This is a genomic window from Arthrobacter dokdonellae (assembly GCF_003268655.1).
GTDB classification, from domain to species: Bacteria; Actinomycetota; Actinomycetes; order Actinomycetales; family Micrococcaceae; genus Specibacter; species Specibacter dokdonellae.
Genome location: NZ_CP029642.1, coordinates 3,390,734 through 3,413,840, shown reverse-complemented (window position 1 = coordinate 3,413,840; position 23,107 = coordinate 3,390,734). Strand labels below are relative to the sequence as shown.

Genomic DNA, 23,107 nt, shown 5'->3' with positions numbered 1-23,107 from the left:
ATGAAATACCAAGTAATTTCCACCGAGGTGCAATCCATCGAGCCCAACCTCGGTTGGAAGTTGCTACGGCGTATGACCCCCAGAGCAAACACCGTCACAGTCAATGCCCTGAATAAACTGTCCTTGGTGGTCCGTCGCGGTGAGTCCGTGGGCATTATCGGGCGCAATGGTTCGGGTAAAAGCACATTGATGAAGCTAGTAAGTGGGCAAGTGCGGCCCACGAGCGGGGCCATCCATGCATCCAGTACTCCGATCATGCTAGGCGTCAATGCAGCCCTGGTGCAGGAGTTGTCCGGGGACCAAAACATTGTTCTAGGTTGCCTGGCAATGGGATTGAGCAGGAATGAAATCGACGAACGATATGATGAGATTGTTGAAGTCTCAGGACTTGAAGAATCCATCCATCTTCCGATGAAGTCGTACTCATCCGGTATGGGGTCCCGACTCCGCTTCGCCATTGCCGCCTGCGGTAACCCCGAGATCCTGCTCATCGATGAGGCCCTTAACACCGGTGATGCCCAATTTGCAGCCCGCAGTAAGCTCCGAATGGACGAACTTCGTGCGAAAGCAGGCTGTGTCTTTTTGGTTAGTCACAGCTTGGACACCATCAAAGACATGACGGGGCGCGTTGTCTGGCTGGACAAGGGGGACCTCATCATGGACGGAAGTCCCAAGGCGGTCACGAAAAAGTATACAGAGTTCACGAAGTTGCTCTCCGACGGAAATCACAACTCCGCCCAGAAACTTCGCGCTGAAATTCGGGCTTCACTTGTGGTTGCCAACGTCGTAAACACGACAAATAGCGGCCGCCGATTTGCGGTTGGTGCCTGATGTATACATTCAATGAATCTAGGACTGCCTTGTGGCACCTAAGGACCGGCGGGCTGGCAGAATTGAAGTTGTGGCAGAAGCGCCGACATGTAGAACTTGGATTTACTGCTCCCACTAGCGTGCAGGGCGTTGAAGCAGGATGGGTGGGCCGTGGCAAGAAACGTCGCCTGTCCTTTATTGCTGCCGATCTTCCGCTGGGCGATCCCCGCCGCACGGACCTCACCGTTGGGGTCATCCTTGATGAGTTTTCCGCTATGGCCTTACGCTTCGAGTGGAATGCGGTGGCACTGGATCCAGTCGCCTGGGCGGAACAGCTGGAAGGCCTGGACCTGGTCTTCATCGAATCAGCGTGGGCAGGCAATGAGCGGCTTTGGCGCGGGAAAATTGCCGGGGACGGTGGTCCGGAACAGACGTTCATCGATATGCTCGCCGCCTGCAGGGAACGTGGCATCCCCACGGTCTTTTGGAACAAGGAAGACCCGCCGCACTACGACGACTTCCTGCCGGCGGCCAAGCTCTTCGATGTTGTCTTCACCTCCGATGAGGGCCGCATTGACAGCTATCGTACCGATCTGGGCCACGACCGCATAGGCGTGCTGCCATTTGCCGCGCAACCCGCCGTGCACAACCCCGTTCGCCCGGCAAAGGGCTGGCACCGGCGAGACGCGGCCTTTGGCGGCATGTACTTTGCCCACAAGTACCCCGAGCGCCGAGAACAAATGGACCTCCTACTCAATGGCGTCATGGATGCCTCGGCCAAGATGAACACCGGCCTGGAGATCTTCTCCCGACAGCTGGGCGGCAATGCCGAATACCAGTTCCCGGCACAACTCGATTCACGCGTGGTTGGTTCACTTACGTATCCACAGATGCTTTCCGCTTATAAGGCGTACAAGGTTTTCCTCAATGTCAATTCCGTGGTGGACTCCGCCAGCATGTGCGCCCGCCGGATCTTTGAAATCTCCGCAGCCGGGACGCCGGTCATCAGCACCCCCAGCGCGGCCATCAGGAACTTCTTCACGGCAGACGAGGTCCCCGTTGCGGACACCCGCCAGGCGGCGGCCCACCTGAGCCGGGCCCTGGTGAAGAATGCCGAGCTCAATGACAGGACGGCACACCTGGCCCAGCGGCGCATTTGGCAGGAACATACTTACGCGCACCGCGTGGAATCAGTGCTTGCCCGTGCCCTGCCGGCCAGGACATCAGGCATGAAGCGACCTACGGCCTCCGCGTTGGTGCCGACGATCCGACCACACAAGGTGGAAGATGTGTTCCGGACTGTCGCCGGGCAACGAGGGATCTCCACCCAGCTGGTACTACTGACACACGGTTTTGAACTGGAAGAGAAAACTTTGCGTGAGCTGCAGAACCGTTATGGGCTTACGGACGTTATTCTCTTGAAGGCCGGACGAGATGTGACTTTGGGGGAGTGTCTAAACCGCTGCGTGAATGCGGCAGATGGGGATATATTGGCCAAGATTGACGATGACGACTTTTACGGCACCTCCTACCTTTCGGACCAGATCTTCGCGATGGACTTTTCCAAGGCAGATGTGGTGGGTAAGCAGGCGCATTACATGCATCTGGCCGCATCCAAGGCCACTATCCTGCGGTTTGGCCATAGGGAGCACCGATACACTGACTTCGTCATGGGGCCCACTATCGTCGCTAGCAAAGAAATTTTCGTTGCCAACCCTTTCCCAGCCCTAGGCATTGGAGAAGACTCGGGCTTTTTACGCAGTGCCGGAACATCCGGGATGCAGATATATTCTGCGGACCGTTTCAATTTTTACCAAGTGCGGGCCGGAGACGGCCACACCTGGCAAGTGGAAGACGCCGAATTACTCGCATCCGGCGACCTCAAGTTCTTTGGCGATCCAAAGAATCAAGTATCAATCTGATGGGGACTATTTAAATGTCTAAAATACAAACCGTTGCCGTTATTGGACTTGGCTATATCGGGTTGCCGACGGCCGCTATACTTGCTGTCAACGGCATCGATGTTGTCGGAGTCGACGTCAACCAAAAAACGGTGGATGCTGTTAATGTTGGGCAGGTCCCATTTGTCGAACCGGACCTGGCAGCGCATGTCGCAGGTGCCGTTAGTCAAGGTAAACTGAAGGCGACGACGGATACTCCGGCAGCCGACGCATACATTGTTGCAGTTCCTACGCCATTCAACGAGGATCATACGGCGGACCTGTCATATATTGATGCGGCAGCCAAGGGAATCGCGCCTCATCTTAATGGTGGAGAACTCGTCATCCTTGAATCAACTTCGCCGCCAGGTGCGACCCAGCACCTCGGGGACTTGCTCGTAGAGTTGCGTCCCGATTTGAGCCTGGATGGTTCTAATGGCAAGGCCACGATTCTGCTGGCGCACTGCCCAGAGCGCGTACTGCCAGGCAGAGTCATGATCGAGCTCGTTACCAATGACCGAATTGTGGGCGGTATCACTAGAGAAGCCGCTGATATGGCCAAGGAACTATACAGTGTATTTTGCCAAGGCGAAATTCTCATCTCTGATGCTAAGACTGCCGAGATGGCAAAATTGGTTGAGAATTCATATCGTGATGTTAATATAGCCTTTGCTAATGAGCTTTCCATCATAAGTGACAAGATAGGCATAGATGTATGGGAACTTATTCGCCTTGCAAACCATCATCCTCGAGTCAACATTCTGCAACCAGGGCCCGGTGTGGGTGGACATTGCATTGCCGTCGATCCTTGGTTTATAGTTGCCGCTGCTCCCAACGAATCCAAGCTGATACGTCAGGCACGTGAAGTCAATGATTCTAAACCTCATTGGGTGCGGGACCGCGTACTCGCCGAATTATCCAAACATGACCCTGAAGCTGAAGTTGCGGTGCTTGGACTGGCGTTTAAGGCTAATATCGATGATCTGAGAGAGTCACCCTCGGTAGGTATCACTGCTGATCTTGCTGGTCGGTTGCCGAAGACACGAATTAATGTTGTTGAACCTCATGTCAATTCCCTACCAATCGCCCTCGTTGGTTATGACCGCGTTGCCCTCATGGACATTGATGCAGCCGTTGGCCGATCGAAAGTGGTAGTAATTCTCGTGGACCATGAAGCCGTTAAGTCATTTAATTTCGCGTCATTGACGGGCAAATCACTCATTGACACGCGGGGAATCTTGAATGTTGCCTAATAGCCGTAATTCCGCTTCAGCTCGCCTAAGTAGCGCCATAGGAGCATTGCTAGAATTGGTCGATGAAGACAGCTCTGACGCCTTTCGGAAGGCTGCCGCTGACTCGCGAATCGCAACGGAAGAGGCGACTAGGGCACTAGAGGACTTTGACCGACTTCTTTTTGTAAAGGGAGATTCAGGCAGGACAAACATCAATAGCGCGCGCGCTAATGATGTAGCGGGACGCTCAATTCATGCTTCAAGGGGTTCGAAGAGCACGACGGTTTCGCCGTATGAATTTGCGGCATACGAGCCAATAGGGTCCAATCCGAACCGCCCGGAACTTCGCGTCGCTTCAATTCTTGACCCTTTTTCTCAGGCCGCCTTCTCATTTGAATGGACGAATATTGTACTGAGCCCAACGGGTTGGCGAGATCAAATGGAAAACGAAAGACCCGACTTGCTTTTTGTGGAGTCCGCCTGGCAAGGCAATGATGGTAGCTGGACTTACATGTTCACGGGCCCCAGTGCGCCGCGTATAGAAGTTATTGAGCTATTGAAATGGTGTGGAGACGAATCAATTCCAACGGTTTTTTGGAACAAAGAAGATCCTCCCCACTATGAAGACTTCCTTAGAACTGCCGCGCTATTCGACGTTGTGCTAACTTCTGATGTTACGTGCATTCCCAAGTATAAGGCCGACCTAGGGCATGACCGAATCCACGTGTTGCCATTCGCTGCCCAGCCAAGGCTACACAATCCAGCGAGGCCCGGAAAAGTGACGCGGGATCGCGAGGTTGCGTTTGGCGGCATGTATTTCCATCATAAATATCCCGAACGTCGTGCTCAAATGGACTATCTCCTCCCCGCTGCCAACGAATTTAGTCTAGACATATATTCAAGACAACTGGGTGGGGATCCTAACTACCAATTCCCTTCGCCGTTTTCGGACAATGTCAGGGGCAGTCTGAAATATGATGAAATGCTTACCGCTTATCACGCGTATAAGATCTTCCTCAATGTGAACAGTGTCACGGATTCTCCTAGTATGTGCGCCAGAAGGATTTTTGAAATCACTGCCTCCGGTGCAACAGTGGTCACTCCTCCCACGCCTGCAATTAAGGAGTTTTTCCCTGACCAGTCGATTCCTGTTGTAGTTGACGAAAAAGACACCTACCACCAGATTCGAGGATTGCTACGAAGCGAAGATTACCGAACACGGAAATTGCACATTGCCCAGCGCCATATCTGGGAAAACCACACGTATTCTCAGAGGGTCAAGGAAGTCTGTGGCTATATTGGCCTAACCGTGGACGACGCCAGTCCAAGTGTATCCGTCCTTGCACCTACGATTCGTCCTGATCAGATAGATACGATTCTACAAAATGTAGGCCGGCAAAGGTATAGGGATATTCAGTTAGTTCTCAATACACACGGATTTGATATCGAAGAACGAGAACTACGGAAGCGTGCCTCAGAATACGGTATAGAAAACTTAGCTCTCATGAGTGCCCCCCGCGAACGTAGTTTGGGTAGTTGTCTGAATCAGATGGTTGGAATGGCGGAGGGGGACGTACTTAGTAAAATGGATGATGATGACTTTTATGCAGAAAATTATATTCCCGACCTTGTGCACGCTCTTCACTATTCAAGTGCCGATGTAGTTGGAAAGGCGGCCACGTATATATACTTTGAATCTAAAGATGCAACGGTTTTGACATACGAATCACATGAACACCGTTATTCGGATTTTGTTCGCGGTGCAACTTTGACGGCCCGTCGTGAAACATTTGTCGAAAATCCGTTTCGTGATCTAAGTGTCTCTGAAGACTCTACGTTTCTAAGGGAGATAGCTTCTTCTGGTGGGCTAATCTATTCCGCCGACCGTTTTAATTATGTTATAAACCGCAAAGCCAACACTTCGGAACACACCTGGCAGGTTGGAGATCATGAGTTATTCGCATCTGGGCCAGTGTGCGTCTATGGCTCCCCATTGCGGCACGTGTCAGTCTGAGGGGTTAGAATAGTGAGTAGAACATTTGCCGTGTTGCTACGCCGGCGGAGTAATTTTATATTGCTCGGATCACTCGGGGTCATTGGCGTAATTGGAACAACGCTTCAGGCTGCGGAGTCAGATAGTTATTGGAGCCTCATTCCGTTCTTGAGTCTATTTTTCCTTGGCTGCGGTATCCTTTTGCTTCTACAACGATTGATTGACGTCGTTCTTACTTTCCGCAGGGCTGAAGAGAAAAGAATCAAGCAACTAGGTGTAGTTGTGCGAGAGTCCGCGGGGGACGTTTCAGCATTATATGAAGTTTTGGCTGAAGAAATAGCTGGCGCCGCGCGGGTTCACGAAGAGGCCAGAACTGCGGCCGTGTCCTACCATATGCGTGAGACGACCGCGGGCCTGCAATTGATTAACAATGGAGTAGGTCGATTGAACGGTCGCTTGTTGGATTTGGTGACGGCGAGCCAAGGCATCGGCAGTGTACTTGTTCCTGCTAGTGATGATGAGCCTACGCAACACGACGCGAGTGCGTGTACTGCACATCAGCATTTTGTTGCGTTTGATGAGGATGTACCGGACGCGTCAGCGAGAGTATTAGTAGCGGGTGATATAGAATATCACGCAAACGACCTAGAAATTTGGAATTCAAATCTTATCACTTGGATCGACCGAATATACTTCCAGTCGGGCGGGGTCGCTCCGAGGTCATTCACAGTGGCCCCCCGGATTATTCAGCGTGCTGCAGAGGCGATCAGCAAGGACGCAGTTATTGTCGATTTTGGCATTGATTCCCTGACTTATTTCCTTTCAGAATATGGAAACCCAAGCCTTTCGCTATATGTTATTGATACTGATATTAGGCTGAGTGCCATTTCGGCTGAGGCTCTTGGACAGAGATCTAATGTCTTTGGAGCTGTGGATCTAGCCATAGACGGTATTCTTGGACAGGTGGGGGTTGGCTCGTCAGAGGCCATTTGCATTTTAGTCACTGAGCCTTCGTCGAAGACTATGGAGCTGCTGGGGGACTTTTGCAGGAGCGTGCCCAGTTATCTTTCCTTGAAAATTATATCCGTTCCCCGATTGTCGGAAGTCTATACGAGGGAGCCTGATGAGCTGACATCGCTACTTAAGTCATGGCGGTTTATTCGTCAAGACGCCGCACCGGACGTACTGCTCCACACCTGGGGGCGTCCTGCCAATGGTGTCGTAGAATGACGAGTGAATTCACGGTACATTTGCCGGTTATATCGGGGTCTAGGGTCGACTTTTCGTCGACCCTCCAGGCCGGCGAAGGGACGATAGAATCGGTCGAGCATCGGTCTTGGCACATCCAGTATGGGGATTTAGATTTGTCGAACCTGGAGACTGAACTTTTTGTCGTTATTCAACTCGCCTGGGAATTAAAGTCCCTCACAGATTCGGACAAAGCTTCGTCCATCACAGTCAGGACGGACTATGCCATTAGTATCGACAGTTGGCGATTCATCGAACGTATGATCGTGCCGTGCAGCTCTACTGGAAATAAATTGCAGAATTTGTCAGTGTCTTCATTTCCTCCAAAATTTCTTCGAGACCAAATGATGGCTGCGGGGTTTGAAAGTAAGACCCTTATTTTAGCCCCGAACGGTATCCGCAGCGAGCTAATCGAGACGCTTTTGGGACTGTGCATGGATGAGTCGGAACCGGTGGATCACGTTTGGTTTGACTCCTTCGAAGGTCCGACTGGGGTATTATCTGACGGCGTCGGTCAAATGGCGTACGGGACCGATTTTCGATTCGATTCGCCTAATAATTCGCGCTGTACCCAGGTCCCTGTGATTGCGGCACTGTTCGGCGCCCTTCCGATACTGTTAGTCGGGCCCTACACCGACGTAGTTCTTTTTGAAGCCGGGTCGACGCGTTACAAACCAATTGGCACGACAGAGGTGAATCGTGAGAGCGAATTATCGACCGTAATCAGTGGTATTCAGAATTTTATGAATACGGCAATTTGTTCGCCAGTTCGTATCTCCAATTTTGGTGAGTCGATTAGTAATACATCGATTGCCCGGATTATCGATTATCTAGAACCCCACAAGCTAGAGCCAATACGGTCAGATATTAGGACCTACTTCGCGAACAACCCGAGCGATGGTGCTTGGCTCATTCTGAGCGATTTAGCAGAAAATCGGTTCTATAGGGAAATCGATTATTCAGCTGCGCTTGCTGCCGTCGGCCTTGACGTCGAAGATGCCGTGTTTGATGCTACGGAGGCTGATGTTCCAGTTTCTGACGGCGTCCTAGGCGAACTATTTTCTCGCCATCCAGTACCCATCGATATAATGACCGATATTTGTCGCACAGATTTGGCTCTGATTTATTGGGATATCAAGGCATCACGCGCAATGAGGGTACTTCAAATCGCTATGGCTCGGAGTCACTTGGACTGGACGCGTCGTGTAAATTACCAGTGTTTTAATGCTAGGAGTAATTTTCTGAGTCGGCTTGCAGGGGATTTGATAGCGGCTGAAATTGGTAGATCCGATTGGCCCGTGAAAGTGGCAATATCCGAAACGTTATCGTATGAAAATATTGACATCTCCATCCCTAATCCATGGCCGATAGGGTTCGCGCGGGCGTCGCACTCTCTGGGGTCGCATTCTTTGGGATTGGCGGACCTTTGAGAATTCTGATAACCATGCACGCTGTCTCCGATTGGGGTGGTTTGCACGAAAACATATATTTCGCTGCGAAGAGTTTGGTTTCCCGAGGCCACATAGTAGATGTACTCTGCACGGGTACTAGGTTGCCTGACCTCCTGCTAATAGCCGGGGTCAATGTGTTGCGTTACGGTTTGGATGAAGACTCTGCTGCCACTGCTCGGCGGATTGCCGCAGTGGATTCCTATGACCTTGTCTATTGCCATCCTTTTGTCGCCAGGGAGGTCGGCGTGCGTGTGGCTGGGATCTTGGGGATTCCTTTCGTTGCGAGTTTTCATGGAAATTATCTTGACGCTTATTCTACTTGGTTCGATCGTGCACGAATTACGACTGCGGTGAGCCCTGCCTTGGTAAATATGTTGTGTCGTGAAACGAATGTTTCTCCTGAATTAGTAGTGACGATGAGGAATGGAGTTGACGATCAGATATTCGATTGCCGCATATTGACTCTTGATGAAAAATTGAATATCTCCTCGGGTACTTACGATGTGGTGGTTCTTTCGAGGCTTGATCCGGACAAACGTCTGTTATGGGATTCCGTATTCTCAGGTATGGCCTTACTAGCTGCGCAACATCCAGGCAGACGGTGGAGAATCAGAGTCCCCGGAGATGGTAATGGGGTGTCGGAGGCCGATCGGTTGTTTACTGAATTCAGTCGCCATCACGATAATGTCGAAGTTGAATGGCTTGGTTGGATGAGTATGTCTGACGTTCCTAGGATTCTCCGGCGTAGTTCCTTGGTCTTTGCCTCGGGTCGAGGAGCAGCCCAAGGCATTGCTGCAGGAACGCCAACGATCGCTACTGGATCACAGGGCACATTTGGGCTACAAACAGGCCGTCGACTGGATATTGGGCTTTGGGGTAATTTTGGTGGGTTCCCAATCCCAATTTCACCCTGGACAGATGAAGGAGATATCGAATTGGTGCGATTGTTTGGAGACTACGATTCCTACGGGATCGAGCAGGTGCGATCAAGGGCAAGGATTGCGCCGCTATTGCGCCAGAGCCGTATCGATTTAGAACTCGGTAGTTTGCTGGAACAGGCGGTGGGTTAGTCGGCCTATGGTGTATGGCTACTTTTGAATTCGACCATTGGCCGGTAAAGTCTATTTGTTCTAAGACCGTGCCGCTATTTTCACTACTTAGCTTTGTGCGGTCAGTGCGGAGAGTGATTTGACAGGTAGATGCAATAACTGGCAGTCGTTCAGACTACGGAATCTAACGTTGTTGATTTCTAGATGGCGCATGTATTTCACCATGCTGATTTCGCCGTTTTACTGCAGGATTATTGCGATCAATGTAAGTCAATAAAATTTCTGCGAAACGAAGTATTTGTTTATTATGCGACGTTTTGCACTATAAGATCGGGGAATATGTGATGCGGGATCAAATCATAGATCGATCCGTTCATCGGGTTACTGGATTTAGTGATCTTGGAGGTTTCTTATCGGCGGAGATCGTTCCTCCTGGTATTTTGTCTATTGGGAGCAATGGCGTCCCCATAGATGTCATGAACAGCCCGGCTGATTCAGACACAACCATTGTGAGCCTCCACGGTGCCATAGATTCTCAGGCGCCTTTGCCTATGCTCGTTGGATTTGGAGTCACGAGAGGACTTCCGGCCAGCCGAATTTTCATTTCGGACCCATCGCTCTACATCTCTGAGAAGCTCGGTCTTTCTTGGTACGCCGGTTCTATGGTGCAAGTCGACCTGCAGCGGCAGCTGGTGTCCATCATCGAAAGAATTGTTGCGTCGACCAATTCTAAGAATTTGATATTCTTTGGAAGTTCTGGCGGTGGATTTGCGGCGCTTGCGCTGTCGAGACAATTTTCTGGATCTCTTGCGCTTGCCATGAATCCGCAGACAAGTTTGGCTGAATACTACCCAACTGCAGTGGATAGGTATTTGTCGAACGCTTGGTCAGTGGATGATGGTGATCTCGGGAAGTTGCCAAATTCGGTTCAGCATGATCTAGTTTCGGCCTATATTGATGGATTCGAAAATACGGTTGGCTATATGCAAAATGTGCGTGACTTCTTTCATATACAAAAACACCTTATTCCATTCATCAACGGCGTTCCTTCGAATCCTAATGTATATGTTCTTATGGAACGTTGGGGCGAGGATGGCGGGGACGGACACGTACCGGCACCGAAGGATAAAATCCAAGAAATACTAACCGCGGCGGCGAGTTGTTCCGGAGACTGGGATTCCGGGTTGTCAGCCGTTGGTTTTATCCGCGGTCCAATGACAGAAATGGTACGGGACCTTGGGGGACAAAGATTGTTGTGAGTCCCTTTCGGGTGGGTTAGGGTGCCGGGTGTCCGGATACCCGACCCATACCCCAGGACGCTACGTATGCAGGAATCCTTTGGCCTTTGGGCTACCTCTCCGGGCGGCGACCCTACGCCGGCTCGCTTGGCCGGGTAGAGTCTTTAGTGATTCTAAACCCTGCTTCTCTGAGCGAAGTTTGCCAGTCTTGTCCCCCAGCTATATGTTCCAGAATATTCGTTAATATTTCCTTGGGCGGAGGAGTGTGTCCAGCCCGCCATTTATCCGCAAGGACTGCTATGCGGTTTTTGTTGTTTAGCGACTCGATGAATGGATTCATATGTCGTTGGATGTGTGTTTCATCATTGAGATTCTGAATGTAAGCTATATCGCAATTCAGCGAATTAGCGTATATTTCGACTAGGTTGGTGATTATTGACTTCGGAGTGCGGTCGATTTCAGATGCCTTCGTAATATTTAGGTTAAAGGCATTTCGAGCGTACGCAATTACAGCGTGATCATTGTACTGCCCGATATCTGTTTGTGGATTGAATGCGATCGCCAGTGATTCGGGAAAACGCGAAGCGAAGTACAATGAAGCGAATCCGCCTCCCGAGCCTCCAAAAAAAGCAATTCGTCGGGAATTGTGACTTTCCCAGATTTTGCGAATTATTCGTTCTAAAATAGATTGAAGGTTTTGGTGTCTGTTGCCGGCATACCATCCAAGCAGGAGCTCATCTGAGAGACCGAGTGTTGGGTCCGATACGAATATTCTATTGGCCGCGACATTTGTGGAAATGCCTTGACCTGACAATACGGGGAGCGTATGGGTCTTTTCGATTGCCCCGTGAAAGAATACGATCGTGGTATCGGACCCAATGTCGCTATTTAGTACATCGATGGGGATCCCGTTATCCATTATTGTCGTGATGCCGAGTGGAACGGTCGGCGTCGATGTGTATTCAGTCAGGCTCGCGAAGCGGGTGACTTTATTTGCTTTGGTGTCAATGAATCGTGTCCGCATATTCATCCCAGGTGTGTTTATCTGTTGTGGCGCGTGTGGTGTTCTATTTTGGCCGATGTCAATTGGTTGATTTGGCCGAACTGGTATTTATTCAAATTGGTCAACCCTAGAGCCAATGCCTAGTAAGTGGGCGATGGCCGCGGCTGTTCGGGCGGCGGCCTTGCCGTCGCCATAGGGGTTCACCGCGTTCGCCATGGCCTCAAAGTGGGCGGGGTCGTGGAGGAGTTGGCTGACCTCGGTGACGATTCGTTCCTCGTCAGTGCCGATGAGCCTTACAGTCCCAGCTGCGAGAGCCTCCGGGCGCTCCGTGTTGTCCCGCATGACCAGTACCGGCTTGCCAAGGCTGGGTGCTTCCTCCTGCACGCCGCCGGAGTCCGTCAGGACCACGTGCGCCAGAGACAGCATGCGCGTGAACTCGCCATAGGCCAGCGGCTCGGTGACCATGACGTTCGGCAGCGACTCAATGGCCGGCAGCACGGCTTCGCGAACCACTGGGTTCTTGTGGGCAGGCAGCACGATCACGAGCTCGGGTTCGGCCTTGGCGATGCGGGCCAGTGCGCGTCCCACGGCCCGCATGGCGTCGCCCTGGTTTTCGCGGCGGTGGGTGGTGACCAGCAGGATTTTGCGGCCGCGCGCGGCCAGCTTCTCGAGTGCCGGATCCGTGAACGGAACCTTCTTGTCCACCGTGGTGAGCAGGGCGTCGATCACGGTGTTGCCCGTGACCACGATGTCTTCTGCCTTGACACCCTCGGCCAGCAGATTTGCTTTGCTGGTGCTGGTAGGTGCCAGATGGAGGCTGGCAATCTGAGTAGTGATCTTGCGGTTGGCTTCTTCGGGGAAAGGGGAGAACAAGTTGTGGGATCGCAAGCCCGCCTCGGCGTGGACCACAGGTATGCCGCGGTAGAACGCGGCGATGGCGCCCGCCGTGGACGTAGTGGTGTCGCCCTGGACCACAACGACGTCGGGCTTGGAAACGGCAAACAGCTTGTCCAGGCCGTTGATGGTGCGGGTGAGGATGTCCGAGAGCGACTGGCCCTGCTGCAGGATGTCCAGGTCATGGTCCGGGGTGATGCCGAAGAGGTCGTTGACCTGATCCAGCATCTCCCGATGCTGTCCGGTGACTGTTACGAGGCAGTCAAGAACATCAGAGTCATTAAGTGCGGCGACGATGGGAGCCATCTTGATGGCTTCAGGGCGGGTGCCGTAAATAGGCATGATGACGGGCATTATTCCCCCAAGGAATCATGAGCGGTGAATACCCAGTTTATCCGAGATATTCCGCACTATTTGCCGACGGGTGCCTGACACTGCGGCCGGAGGTGGACGTCCAGCAATCCGCCGGTCTCGATGACGAACCGGCGCAGCCACTGCCACGTGGAGAACTGCGGCGTGGTGGAGAACATGGTGACGTCCGCGTTGACGCACTGGCGCATCAGCAGGCCCGCCCGCTGGATGTGGTACTTCGAGGTGACCACTGCCATGGTCTTCCACTGGTGCTCCGCGGCCAGCTTGCCCAGCGCCGAGGCCTCCCCGCGGGTGTCCATGGTGCCCGGGGTGAAGCACACCACGTCGGGATAGGTGGCCTTGTTGCTGTGGGTTCTGCAGTAGTCGTCGGCGCTGGCATTGCCCGGGGTGTTCGTGTGCGAGATCACCAGATACGGTGCGTTGATCTCGGCCCGCAGCATCATGGCGTCCAGCAGGCGCTCCTTGCTGGCTCCGCCCAGCATCACGACGGCGTCTGCTTGCTTGGGTGCCGGCGTGTGCACGTTGTAGAACAACTGGTACGCCGTCAGGAGCCAGCCCAGGAAGAGTGCCGCAAGGACCGCAATCGAAATGAGGGCAGTCTTCTTGCGTGGCATTTTGAGGGCGGGCATTGCCCCATTCTAACCGCGAGGCTCAGGCGCCCGTGCGCAGCGGCCCGGACGCCCACTGGTCGATCAGGGCGTTGTGCTGGCCCAGCGTGGGGGCGGGGGAGGGAGCCACCGAACCCGTCAGGCGCAGCGGCGAGGCGAGCGTGCGGAAGCCGTCGGACTCCGTGGCGACGGCGCCACGGTGAACGGCATGCTCGCTGTTGAGCGCCTGGTTCACCGTGGACACCTTGGACACCGGGACGTGGTGGGCGGACAGGAGTTCGATGGCCTCGTCCGCCGTGAACGGGAGCAGGGCCGCCTCGAGGGCTTCGCGGAACTCCACGGGGAATTCGTTGCGCCGCGTCTGTTCCCTGAATCGCTCGTCCTCCAGCCATTCCGGGCGGTTTAGCGCCTCGGTCAGGCGGGGGAACAGCCTGTCGCCGGCAATGGCAATCGCGATGGCGCCGTCGCCGGTCTGGTAGGTGCTGAACGGCGTGGACATGGCGTGGTCGTTGCCGCACGCCACCGGCTCCTCCCCGTGCAGGGCGCGCATGCCCACCGACTCCAGCACGGAGACCAGGCTGTCCAGCATGGCCACGTCGATGTGCTGGCCGAGGCCGGTGGTGTGCCGCTCGTTGATGGCGGCCAGGGCGGCGATGGCGCCGTACAGGCCGGGGATGACGTCGCCGATGCTGATGCCCACGCGCGTGGGCTGCCCGCCGGGCCAGCCGGTGATGGACATCAGCCCGCTCATCGCCTGGGCGATGAGGTCGTAGGCTGGGGCGTTTTGCAGCGGGCCGTCCTGGCCGAACCCGGAGATGCTGACAACGACCAGCCGCGGGTTTTCCGCCATGAGTCGCTCGGCGGACAGCCCCAGCCGATCCATGACGCCCGGGCGGAAGTTCTCGATCACCACGTCGGAGCGTCGGGCAAGGTCCAGCAGGCGGTCGCGTTCGCCGTCGTCCTTAAGGTCCATGGTGACGCCGAACTTGCTGCGGTTGAAGAGCCGGTAGTAGGCGGACTCGCCGTTGTACCAGGGGCCAAAGTGGCGGGAGTCGTCGCCGTCAGGGCTCTCCACCTTGATGACCTCGGCGCCGAGGTCCGCCAGGATCATGGCACAGAACGGGCCGGCCAGGACGCGGGAGAGGTCCAGGACGCGCAGGCCCTCAAGGGAGCCGGGGCGCCCCAGCCCGGCGGCGGGGGAGGGGAGGGCTGCTTCGGGAATCGAGGGCATGGCGGGGTCGGTCCTTCAGGGTCGTGGCGGGCCCGGATGTCCGGGAAGGTGTACCCACCATCCGACCACCGAAAGGGGTCCTGCGGCACATGATGTCTCCGTGCAGCGTCTGTGATCACAGACATGTTGCGCAGTAGGATGGTGGAATGAACTCGCCCCAGCCGCCGGCGCAGGTGCCGGCCGCCAAGAACGTCCTCTCGGTGCTGCGTTATGTGGCCGCCCAGGCCGGCCCGGTGGGCGCCGCTGCCATTGCGCGCGACGTGGGGCTGCCCCGCTCCACCACTTACCACCTGCTGGCGGCCCTAGTGGACGACGGCTTCGCGGTGCACCTGCCGGAGGAGCGCAAGTACGCGCTGGGTGTGACCGCCCATGAGCTGGGCACGGGCTACTCGCGCCAGGCGCCGCTGCAGCGCATCGCCCGCTTTCCCATTGCGCAGCTGGTGGTCCGCACCAAGCGAACCGCGCACCTGGCCGTCATGCACGGGCGGGAGGTCATCTACGTGATCGAGGAGCGGGCCAAGCGGCAGAGCGAACTGGTGACCGACGCCGGCGTCCGCCTCCCCGCCCACCTCACCGCCAGCGGCCGGGCCATGCTGGCGTCCATGTCAGCCGCCCAGCTGGCCGCGCTCTACCCGGGTCCGGAGGCGTTCCCCACCCGCTACGAGAATGGGGTCCATTCGGTGGAGGCGCTGAACGAGCTGCTGGCCCGCATCCGCGAGCGCGGCTTTTCGTGGGAGCAGGACGAGGTCACCGACGGCTTCTCGAGCCTGGCCGTGCCCGTGGTGGACCGCAGCGGCTACGCCGTGGCCAGCGTGACGCTGACCGTGGCCAACCGGCCGGCGCTGTCCACGGCGGCCGCCGCCCGCCATGCCGCCGAAGGCACGGTGCCGGAGCGGACCGTGCAGCTGGAAGATCTCGCCACGCATTGGCTGCCCGAGGTCAAGCGCTGCGCGGCGGAGATTTCGCGGAGGCTGCGGCCGAGCGGGTAGGCAGGGCCGGGGTCTCGACGGGCTCGACCGCCGGCAGACTCTTGACAGCGGCTTCTGCGCAGGCGAACAATTCTAACTATGTTAGGTACGTCGAATCGTGATAGGCAAGCTGAACGTCGTGAGGCGACGCGCGTCGAGATCCTGGAGGCCGCTTGGGAGATCGCCCGCGACCATGGCCTGGCGAACCTCACGCTTCGAGCTGTGGCCTCCCGTATTGGGATGCGCGCGCCGTCGCTGTATTCCTATTTCGCGTCAAAGAACGACATCTACGACGCCATGTTCGGGCAGAGCTGGTCCGACTATCTCGCCCTCGTCGAGGAGCACGAACCAACACTCCCCGAATCACCACGGGCCGCACTGAAGTCGATGACGCACCTGTTCTTTGACTTCGCCGTTGCCGACCTCGCCCGCCACCAGTTGATGAACCAACGCACCATCCCGGGCTTCGAGCCGAGCCCCGAGGCATACGCCCCCGCCATTGCGGTGCTGCAGCGTGGACGCGCCCTGTTCACCGAGCGTTGCGGCGGGGACCAGGGCAAGTTCGACATCTACACCGCCCTCGTCGGCGGACTCGTCGATGCCCAACAAGCAAATGATCCCGGCGGAGACCGCTGGGCCCGGCTCATCGATGAAGCAGTGGACATGTTCGCAGATCGTCTCGGGCTGCCCCCAACCCCCAGGAGAACACCATGATTGCCACACTCACACAGGCGCGCCCCCGCGTGTCCACCCTTGACCGGCCCACGCTGATGCGGTTGGCCGAGACTGAATACGGACGCTTCGCATCAGCCCTCCGGGAACTCGACGGCGCCGATTGGGACCGGACAACCAACTGTCCGGGCTGGAACGTGCGGGACATGGCCGGCCATTGCCTCGGCATGGCCGAGATGGCGTCCTCGATCAAGGAGACCATCAGGCAGCAGCGGCTCGCTGGCAAGCGTGGAGGCATCCCGATCGATGCCCTCACAGGGCTCCAGGTCGAGGAACACGCTACCCTTTCGACGTCGGAGGTCGTCGACCGGTTCGCCGCCATCGGGCCAAAGGCGGCGAGGGCCCGGCGACGCACCGCTGGACTCGTCCGGGCCCGCAGGCTGCCCGGCTCGCAGATCGTCGGCGGAAAAACCGAAACGTGGACCATCGGCTTCCTCACGGACACGGTTTTGACCCGGGATCCGTGGATGCACCGCCTGGACATCGCGTTGGCAACGGGCCGACCTCCGGTCCTGACGCCCGGTCACGACGCCGTGATCGTGGCCGACGTCGTCATCGAGTGGGCGGCCCGCCATGGCCAGCCCGTGCAGCTGACGCTGACCGGTCCGGCCGGCGGCCGTTGGCAGTTCGCTGCCGGCGGACCCGATGTGGCCTTGGATGCCATCGAGTTCATCCGTGCCGTTTCAGGCCGGGCGCCCGCGGTTGGCCTGCTCGAGACTCAGGTTCCGTTCTAACGACGGCGACAGCGTATGGCGACGGCGACTGCGCGGCTCGGATGAGCCACCGCGTGACCCCACGTGGCCCGGCACCGTGGGTATCGTGGCTGTAAAGCAGCCGCAGCGGCATGCGCCGCCCCTAAGGACCAAGGACGCCCACCACATGACAGCCCTTCCAACCAGCACCAACGCTGCAGCCATTGACGAGTTGGCGGCGTCGCTGGGAAGCAAGGTCTCCACGGACCGCGGCGTCCGGGCGGCACGCGGGCACGACCGCTCGCACCTGCCCTGGGAACCGCCGTCGGCCGTGGTGCACTGCACCAGCACCGCGGATGTCTCCACCGCGCTGGCCATCTGCTCCCGCCACGGCGTGCCCGCCGTGCCGATCGGGGCCGGCACCGGCCTGGAAGGCGGGGCCAACAGCACGGCCGACGCCGTCTGCCTTGACCTTTCCGGCATGGACGGGATCCTGCGCATCGGGGCCCGGGACCTCGACGCCACCGTCCAATGCGGTGTCATGAAGAGCTCGCTCAACGCCGCCCTTGCCGACCACGGGCTCACGTTCCCCGTGGGACCCGGCGTCGATGCCAGCGTAGGCGGCATGGCATCCACGGGGGCCAGCGGAACCACGGCCGTCCGCTACGGGACCATGAAGGAGAACGTGCTGGGCCTGACGGTGGTCCTGGCCGACGGGACCGTCATCAAGACGGGCGGGCGCTCGCGCAAGTCGGCCGCCGGCTACGACCTGACACACCTCTTTGTCGGCGCCGAGGGAACCCTGGGCATACTCACCGAGGTGACGCTGCGCGTGTACGGAATTCCCGAGGCAACCGCCGTGGCCATCTGTTCCTTCCCCACCCTGGAAAACTGCACGGCGGTGGTGCAGGCGACGCTGGAGGCGGGCGTTCCCATCTCCCGTGTGGAACTGCTCGACGACGTCACCGTGGACTCCGTCAACCGCTACACCGGCCTGGGACTGCCCGTCATGCCCACGCTCATCTTCGAGTTTGAGGGCTCCCCGTCCAGCATCGCCGAACACAGCAGTACGGTGCGTGCCCTGGTGGACCGGCACGACGGCGTGGGCTGGGACTATGCCGACGAGCCCGGTCGGATCGGCCGGATCTGGCGGGCCCGGCACGACGCCCTGCCGTCCTACGCCGCGCTGGTGCCCGGTTCCAGCACCTGGCCGACGGACGTCTGCGTTCCCATCTCGCGCCTCGCGGAATGCATCACGCTGACCAAGGAGGACACCGATGCCCATGGAGTCCTGGCGCCGATCGTGGGCCATGTGGGCGACGGCAACTTCCACCTGGCCTTTGTCCTGCCGCCCGGGGACGAGAACGCCGTCGCCGCGGCCGCCGCGCTCAACGGCCGGCTCGTGGACCGTGCGCTGTCCATGGGTGGCACCTCGACAGGCGAGCACGGGATCGGCCTGGGCAAGACGGCGTCCCTGGCCAAGGAGCATGCCTCCGCGCTGCCCGTCATGGCGGCCATCAAGAAGGCCCTCGATCCCCGCGGGATCCTCAACCCGGGCAAGGTGCTGGCGGGGTAGGCGCAGCTTGCCGGTTCCATTTTGGTATGGAGCATAGAGGTCGGGCCATCTGTTCCAGCTTCAATGGGCCGTTCAGTTAGACTGGCCCGGAAGTTTCGGACGTTTCGGTCTGAACATGCATGAGTGATGTTGATGGGGGTTTTATGTCAAGCGAACCGATCTTGCTGTTTTTGCATGGCGTTGGCGACGGCGATCCAGGCGACCGATGGAAGCTACGGATCGCTGAAACGCTGTCTGGCCTGGGCTATTCCGGTTTGGACGCGGCCAAAGTCATTGCTCCTAAGTATGCACACGCACTCAAGGGGTGGGACGAAGAAGTGCCCTTGCCGGGGACGACAGCCAAACGATTCCCGCGCGAGGCCGCGAAGAAAAACCGCCGTGACTTTGAACGCCGCACGGGAGCCATTGAATTCAGGCTCGGGCGGCATGAGCGTGGCAACGGGTTCCCTGGCTTTGATGCCGCCATCAACTTGGCAGTTGGACATCCCAAGTTCATCCAAGCGGACAACTACCTCACGAAGCGTCAAATAAGGGCCCAAGTGCTCACGCGTATCCTTGAAAAGCTTCCCAAGCGAGGGAAACTGGTTATCGTCGCGCACAGCCTTGGTTCCGTGATTGCCGCTGATTTGGTGCCCCGATTGCCCGTGGGACTTGACATTGCCGGCATGGTCACAATCGGAAGCCCGCTCGCAAATGGCAGCTTCAATGTTGACAAGTTGCGGGAGGAATTGAAGGATCCGCCAAGCAACCTGGGATGGTGGGTCAATTTTTGGAACGACAACGACCTCGTCGCCGCTCATCGTGGCGTGTCGTCCGTTTTCCCGTGGATCGTCGATTTTAGGCTAGAGACGAAAAAGTTCGGATTGGAAGCCCATTCTGCGGAGGAATACTTGTCCAACGAAACCGTCGGACAAGCCATCGGGTTCTCGCTATTCGGGTCCACCTCGAAAGAGGTTGCCCATGTTGAAATCGGGGCTGACATCCCCTTGGACGACACCGAACGCCTGGGGCTGACGGCGCTTCGGTATGCATACCTGGTGAAGATGAAACTCACCGGTGACGTGAAGGACCGCTATGCCGGAGCGCTTCGACAGGTGCAGGCAAGGCTCGTTGACGATATCAAGCGGTGGAATACCGACCAAGGGCGCGCCACGTCGTCGCAGATCTCGCGCCTGGCATTTGATTTCTCCGATCCGCAAGCGGCGGTGCCTGAGCCGCGACCGAGCAGCCACATCCCGGCGGACCAAGCCGTGGTGTTGCTGACCATCCTCGCGGCCGAGAACATCATCCGCCCCTTTGAAATAGTGGTCCCAAAGGATATACGCCAGGCGGCCATGGAGGATCTCACCGCCGAAATGGGACTTGGAAGCCAATACGGCACAGAGGTATTCCTTGCAGCCAAACATGCCCGGGAGGTTCTGAGCGGCGCCCGCGGAATGAGTTGGATCAAGTGGGGAGCCCTCGGCGTCGGTGCGGCCGCGTTGGTCGTGGCTACCGCGGGGCTTGCCCTTGCGGCTGGGGCCGGTCTTGCCGGGGCCGCCCTAATAACCAGCGCGCTTGCTAGTTTCGGCCCGGGCGGGATGATTGGTGGACTCGTGACGGCTGGCACCCTCGCTAGCGCAGGGGGCGGCGGTATCGCCTTTGGCCTGGCCAGCCCCGCCACCACGGCCGAGATCGTCGAAGGGGTCGTTGCACGCCAGCTTTCTGCAGCCATGCTGCGGAAGCGCCTGGAAATCGACCAGGATCCGGCCACCTGGAGGCTGCTGGTAGAGACTGAGATCCATGTCAGGCGTGAACATGAGCGGCTCGACGAGTTCTCAGACGAGTCTTCGCCGGGACTCAAGGAACTGAAACGCAAGATCGATGCGGTCGAACGAGCCCTCAAATGCCTGCGAGACAACGGACTTGAGCCGAATGTTGCATCCAGTTGGGACGAGGAGGAACAAGACAGCAGTCGACCGGTCCATTGACGTACCAAAGCGCCAAAACCTTGACGGCCGAGTATTACCCTTTCGGATTTTAGGCAAGCAGTTTCGTCATTCAAACTGGTCGACAGAAGCCCGGGGCGGCCCGGTATCAACTGGGCCGCCCCGGCTTCATTGCCCTTCGGCGTCCACCTCTCGCGACCGGCGCCCAGTCACGCGTCCACGCCGCGAAGCACTGCTGCCTCCGCCTCCCGGGAGCCCAACGTGACCGGACACCCTCGCCCGCAAAGCGGCGCACGCTCACGCCCTCGGCCAGGCAGGCAGCCTCCGGGCTGGCGGCGCCGCAGCCCACCGGCAGCCACATGAAATTGGCTCCGCTGCGCGGCACGTCCACCCCGCGTAACGCGAGCGCCGCGGCCAGGTCCTTGCGGACCGGGGCCGACGGCGGCAGGAAGGATTCTTTGGACGACGCCCGCCACCGCGGCGGCTGGCTCCCGCCGGCTGTCGAATAGACGGGGAGTGTGGCGACGAGTGCGCGGGGTTCCGGAGTTGTTGCTCCTTGGGTCTCGACAGGCTCGACCGACGGGGTCTCGACAGGCTCGACCGACGGGGTCTCGACAGGCTCGACCGCCGGGGGCTCCGGCGCCTATGCGACAGGCTCGACCGCGGAGGTCTCGGCCAGTTGGTAATCGGCCGCCGGGTAGACCATTTCCGCCGGCGGGCGCTGGAACTTTTTGGCCACCGGGTAGTAGACCGCCGCGGTGACCACCAGGCCCACCAGCCAGGAGATGTCCGCGCCGCCCAGCAGGGGAGTGATGGGGCCGGTGTACATGGACTGGGCCAGGAACGGGATCTGGACGACCACGCCGAGCGCGTAGGTCAGCAGCGCCGGCACGTTCCAGGCGCCGTAGCGGCCCTTGGGGTCGTAGAGCGCCGGGACGTCCACCTTCTCCTTCGACACCAGCCAGAAGTCCACCAGGTTGATGGAACTCCACGGGATGAAGACCATCAGGAGCAGGAGGACGAAGTTCTTGAAGTTGGAGATGAAGTCCGCCGACGCCGCGATGGCGATGATGACGGAGACCGTGATGAAGCCGATCACGTAGGCGAACCGGACCCACGGGGCGAAGCGCAGTTGGCGTGTGAAGGCGCTGACGCTGGTCAGGATGGTCATGTAGCCGCCGTAGGCGTTGAGCGTGTTGACGGTCAGCTTGCCCACCACGATCACCAGGTACATCAGCACGGCAATGGCCCCGCCGCCGGACAGCTCGCCCACAAAGGCCACCTGCCCGTCCAGGAACTCGTGGCCCTTGGGCATGGCGATCGCGGCAAACAGCGCCCCGAGCGTCATGGACCACTGTGAACCCAGCACGGCGCCCGAGAAGCAGGAAAGGAACGTCCGCCCGGCCGGGGTGTTGGCGGGCAGGTAGCGGGAGTAGTCGGCCACGTAGGGGCCGTAGGTCAGCTGCCAGCCGGCGCTGAGGGAGATGGCCAGGAGGAACGTGGGGACGGCGAATTTGCCCGTGCCCATGACGGCGCCGACGTCGTGCTTGATGAAGAGCTGGACGGCCAGGTAGGTGAAGCCGACGATGCCCACCACGGTGGAAATGCGGCCCAGCAGGTGGATGTATTTGTAGCCCAGCGTGGCCACCAGCACGGTCAGGGCGCCAAAAATGATGACGCCGACGGCGGGATGGCCGGTGGGGATGATCTGGCCCACGGCCTGGCCGGCCAGCACGGCGCCCGTGGCCGCGAAGCCCAGGTACATGATGATCACCAGCACCAGCGGGATGACGGCGCCAAATACGCCGAACTGGGCGCGGCTGGAGATCATCTGCGGCATGCCGAGCTTGGGGCCCTGGGCGGCGTGCAGGGCCATGACGGTGCCGCCGAGGAGGTTGCCGATGAACAGCCCGATGATGCCCCAGAAGGCGTCGGCGCCGAAGATCACGGCGAGGGCGCCGGTGACGATGGCGGTGATCTGCATGTTGGCGCCGAACCACAGGGTGAACTGGCCAAACGGCCGTCCGTGGCGTTCGGCGTGCGGCACGAAGTCGATGGAGCGGCGTTCAATCACCGGCCCTGACTTCTTGACTGTTTGAATCCGTGACATGTGGTTCCTCCGATGGGATCTCGCGGTGCCCT

At 58.1% G+C, this 23,107-nt stretch carries 18 protein-coding genes; 13 read left to right on the top strand and 5 right to left on the bottom strand.

The annotated features are described in order from the left end of the window. From DMB86_RS15190 to DMB86_RS20375, 8 genes are all read left to right on the top strand, one after another. Positions 1–831, top strand: a complete 831-nt coding sequence (locus DMB86_RS15190; RefSeq protein WP_227878413.1) for an ABC transporter ATP-binding protein — start codon at positions 1–3, stop codon at positions 829–831. Positions 832–899: 68 nt separating this feature from the next. Beyond that, on the top strand, positions 900–2,732 hold the full coding sequence (locus DMB86_RS15185) for a glycosyltransferase family protein (protein ID WP_335645010.1): 1,833 nt from the start codon (positions 900–902) through the stop codon (positions 2,730–2,732). Positions 2,733–2,746: 14 nt separating this feature from the next. After that, complete coding sequence (gene wecC / locus DMB86_RS15180) at positions 2,747–4,003, top strand: UDP-N-acetyl-D-mannosamine dehydrogenase (RefSeq protein ID WP_113718540.1); 1,257 nt, start codon at positions 2,747–2,749, stop codon at positions 4,001–4,003. A 46-nt stretch (positions 4,004–4,049) separates the two neighbouring features. Continuing rightward, on the top strand, positions 4,050–5,996 hold the full coding sequence (locus DMB86_RS15175) for a glycosyltransferase family protein (RefSeq protein WP_171814519.1): 1,947 nt from the start codon (positions 4,050–4,052) through the stop codon (positions 5,994–5,996). 12 nt (positions 5,997–6,008) lie between these two features. Further along, positions 6,009–7,205, top strand: coding sequence for a hypothetical protein (locus tag DMB86_RS20385; RefSeq protein WP_129545560.1), 1,197 nt, complete (start codon positions 6,009–6,011; stop codon positions 7,203–7,205). A 134-nt stretch (positions 7,206–7,339) separates the two neighbouring features. Further along, the gene (locus DMB86_RS20380; RefSeq protein ID WP_171814518.1) at positions 7,340–8,653 is read left to right on the top strand and encodes a hypothetical protein; all 1,314 of its coding nucleotides are present in this window, start codon (positions 7,340–7,342) and stop codon (positions 8,651–8,653) included. Beyond that, the gene (locus DMB86_RS15170; protein ID WP_113718538.1) at positions 8,584–9,744 is read left to right on the top strand and encodes a glycosyltransferase family 4 protein; all 1,161 of its coding nucleotides are present in this window, start codon (positions 8,584–8,586) and stop codon (positions 9,742–9,744) included. Before DMB86_RS20380 ends, DMB86_RS15170 begins: the two co-directional genes overlap by 70 nt. 296 nt (positions 9,745–10,040) lie before the next feature. Next, on the top strand, positions 10,041–10,982 hold the full coding sequence (locus DMB86_RS20375; RefSeq protein ID WP_171814516.1) for a hypothetical protein: 942 nt from the start codon (positions 10,041–10,043) through the stop codon (positions 10,980–10,982). 112 nt (positions 10,983–11,094) lie between these two features. Here DMB86_RS20375 and DMB86_RS20370 read toward each other — a convergent pair whose 3' ends face one another. The 4 genes from DMB86_RS20370 to DMB86_RS15155 all read right to left on the bottom strand — a co-directional run bounded on the left by DMB86_RS20370 (position 11,095) and on the right by DMB86_RS15155 (position 15,069). Beyond that, positions 11,095–11,991, bottom strand: coding sequence for a hypothetical protein (locus DMB86_RS20370; RefSeq protein WP_171814515.1), 897 nt, complete (start codon positions 11,989–11,991; stop codon positions 11,095–11,097). A gap of 81 nt (positions 11,992–12,072) precedes the next feature. After that, on the bottom strand, positions 12,073–13,212 hold the full coding sequence (wecB, locus tag DMB86_RS15165; RefSeq protein WP_113718537.1) for a non-hydrolyzing UDP-N-acetylglucosamine 2-epimerase: 1,140 nt from the start codon (positions 13,210–13,212) through the stop codon (positions 12,073–12,075). 56 nt (positions 13,213–13,268) lie between these two features. Continuing rightward, on the bottom strand, positions 13,269–13,859 hold the full coding sequence (locus DMB86_RS15160) for a YdcF family protein (protein WP_227878412.1): 591 nt from the start codon (positions 13,857–13,859) through the stop codon (positions 13,269–13,271). A 22-nt stretch (positions 13,860–13,881) separates the two neighbouring features. Further along, positions 13,882–15,069, bottom strand: a complete 1,188-nt coding sequence (locus tag DMB86_RS15155; RefSeq protein ID WP_113718536.1) for a CaiB/BaiF CoA transferase family protein — start codon at positions 15,067–15,069, stop codon at positions 13,882–13,884. Between the two features lie 146 nt (positions 15,070–15,215). Here DMB86_RS15155 and DMB86_RS15150 point away from each other — a divergent pair, with 146 nt between their 5' ends. From DMB86_RS15150 to DMB86_RS15130, 5 genes are all read left to right on the top strand, one after another. Next, positions 15,216–16,058 (top strand): IclR family transcriptional regulator, encoded by an 843-nt coding sequence (locus DMB86_RS15150; protein ID WP_113718535.1) that lies wholly within the window; start codon positions 15,216–15,218, stop codon positions 16,056–16,058. A gap of 78 nt (positions 16,059–16,136) precedes the next feature. Next, positions 16,137–16,751 (top strand): TetR/AcrR family transcriptional regulator, encoded by a 615-nt coding sequence (locus DMB86_RS15145; protein ID WP_113718534.1) that lies wholly within the window; start codon positions 16,137–16,139, stop codon positions 16,749–16,751. After that, a complete protein-coding gene (locus DMB86_RS15140) occupies positions 16,748–17,503 on the top strand; it encodes a maleylpyruvate isomerase family mycothiol-dependent enzyme (protein ID WP_227878411.1) in 756 nt (251 codons plus the stop codon). Before DMB86_RS15145 ends, DMB86_RS15140 begins: the two co-directional genes overlap by 4 nt. Positions 17,504–17,648: 145 nt before the next feature. Then, a complete protein-coding gene (locus DMB86_RS15135; RefSeq protein WP_113718533.1) occupies positions 17,649–19,037 on the top strand; it encodes an FAD-binding oxidoreductase in 1,389 nt (462 codons plus the stop codon). A 119-nt stretch (positions 19,038–19,156) separates the two neighbouring features. Continuing rightward, entirely contained in the window at positions 19,157–21,007 is a 1,851-nt protein-coding gene (locus DMB86_RS15130) for an alpha/beta hydrolase family protein (RefSeq protein WP_227878410.1), read from the top strand. Between the two features lie 601 nt (positions 21,008–21,608). Here DMB86_RS15130 and DMB86_RS15125 read toward each other — a convergent pair. Further along, a complete protein-coding gene (locus DMB86_RS15125; RefSeq protein WP_113718532.1) occupies positions 21,609–23,075 on the bottom strand; it encodes a purine-cytosine permease family protein in 1,467 nt (488 codons plus the stop codon). Between the last annotated feature and the right edge of the window lie 32 nt (positions 23,076–23,107).

What these genes read in the sequence shown, in the direction of transcription:
- DMB86_RS15190 (WP_227878413.1), top strand. Translation starts at nt 1, where the DNA reads ATGAAATACCAAGTAATTTCCACCGAGGTGCAATCCATCGAGCCCAAC.
- wecC (WP_113718540.1), top strand. Translation starts at nt 2,747, where the DNA reads ATGTCTAAAATACAAACCGTTGCCGTTATTGGACTTGGCTATATCGGG.
- DMB86_RS15170 (WP_113718538.1), top strand. Translation starts at nt 8,584, where the DNA reads ATGGCCGATAGGGTTCGCGCGGGCGTCGCACTCTCTGGGGTCGCATTC.
- DMB86_RS15125 (WP_113718532.1), bottom strand. Translation starts at nt 23,075, where the DNA reads ATGTCACGGATTCAAACAGTCAAGAAGTCAGGGCCGGTGATTGAACGC.
- DMB86_RS15135 (WP_113718533.1), top strand. Translation starts at nt 17,649, where the DNA reads ATGACAGCCCTTCCAACCAGCACCAACGCTGCAGCCATTGACGAGTTG.
- DMB86_RS15155 (WP_113718536.1), bottom strand. Translation starts at nt 15,069, where the DNA reads ATGCCCTCGATTCCCGAAGCAGCCCTCCCCTCCCCCGCCGCCGGGCTG.
- DMB86_RS20370 (WP_171814515.1), bottom strand. Translation starts at nt 11,991, where the DNA reads ATGAATATGCGGACACGATTCATTGACACCAAAGCAAATAAAGTCACC.
- DMB86_RS15160 (WP_227878412.1), bottom strand. Translation starts at nt 13,859, where the DNA reads ATGCCCGCCCTCAAAATGCCACGCAAGAAGACTGCCCTCATTTCGATT.
- DMB86_RS15150 (WP_113718535.1), top strand. Translation starts at nt 15,216, where the DNA reads ATGAACTCGCCCCAGCCGCCGGCGCAGGTGCCGGCCGCCAAGAACGTC.
- DMB86_RS15145 (WP_113718534.1), top strand. Translation starts at nt 16,137, where the DNA reads ATGTTAGGTACGTCGAATCGTGATAGGCAAGCTGAACGTCGTGAGGCG.
- DMB86_RS15130 (WP_227878410.1), top strand. Translation starts at nt 19,157, where the DNA reads ATGAGTGATGTTGATGGGGGTTTTATGTCAAGCGAACCGATCTTGCTG.
- DMB86_RS15140 (WP_227878411.1), top strand. Translation starts at nt 16,748, where the DNA reads ATGATTGCCACACTCACACAGGCGCGCCCCCGCGTGTCCACCCTTGAC.
- wecB (WP_113718537.1), bottom strand. Translation starts at nt 13,212, where the DNA reads ATGCCCGTCATCATGCCTATTTACGGCACCCGCCCTGAAGCCATCAAG.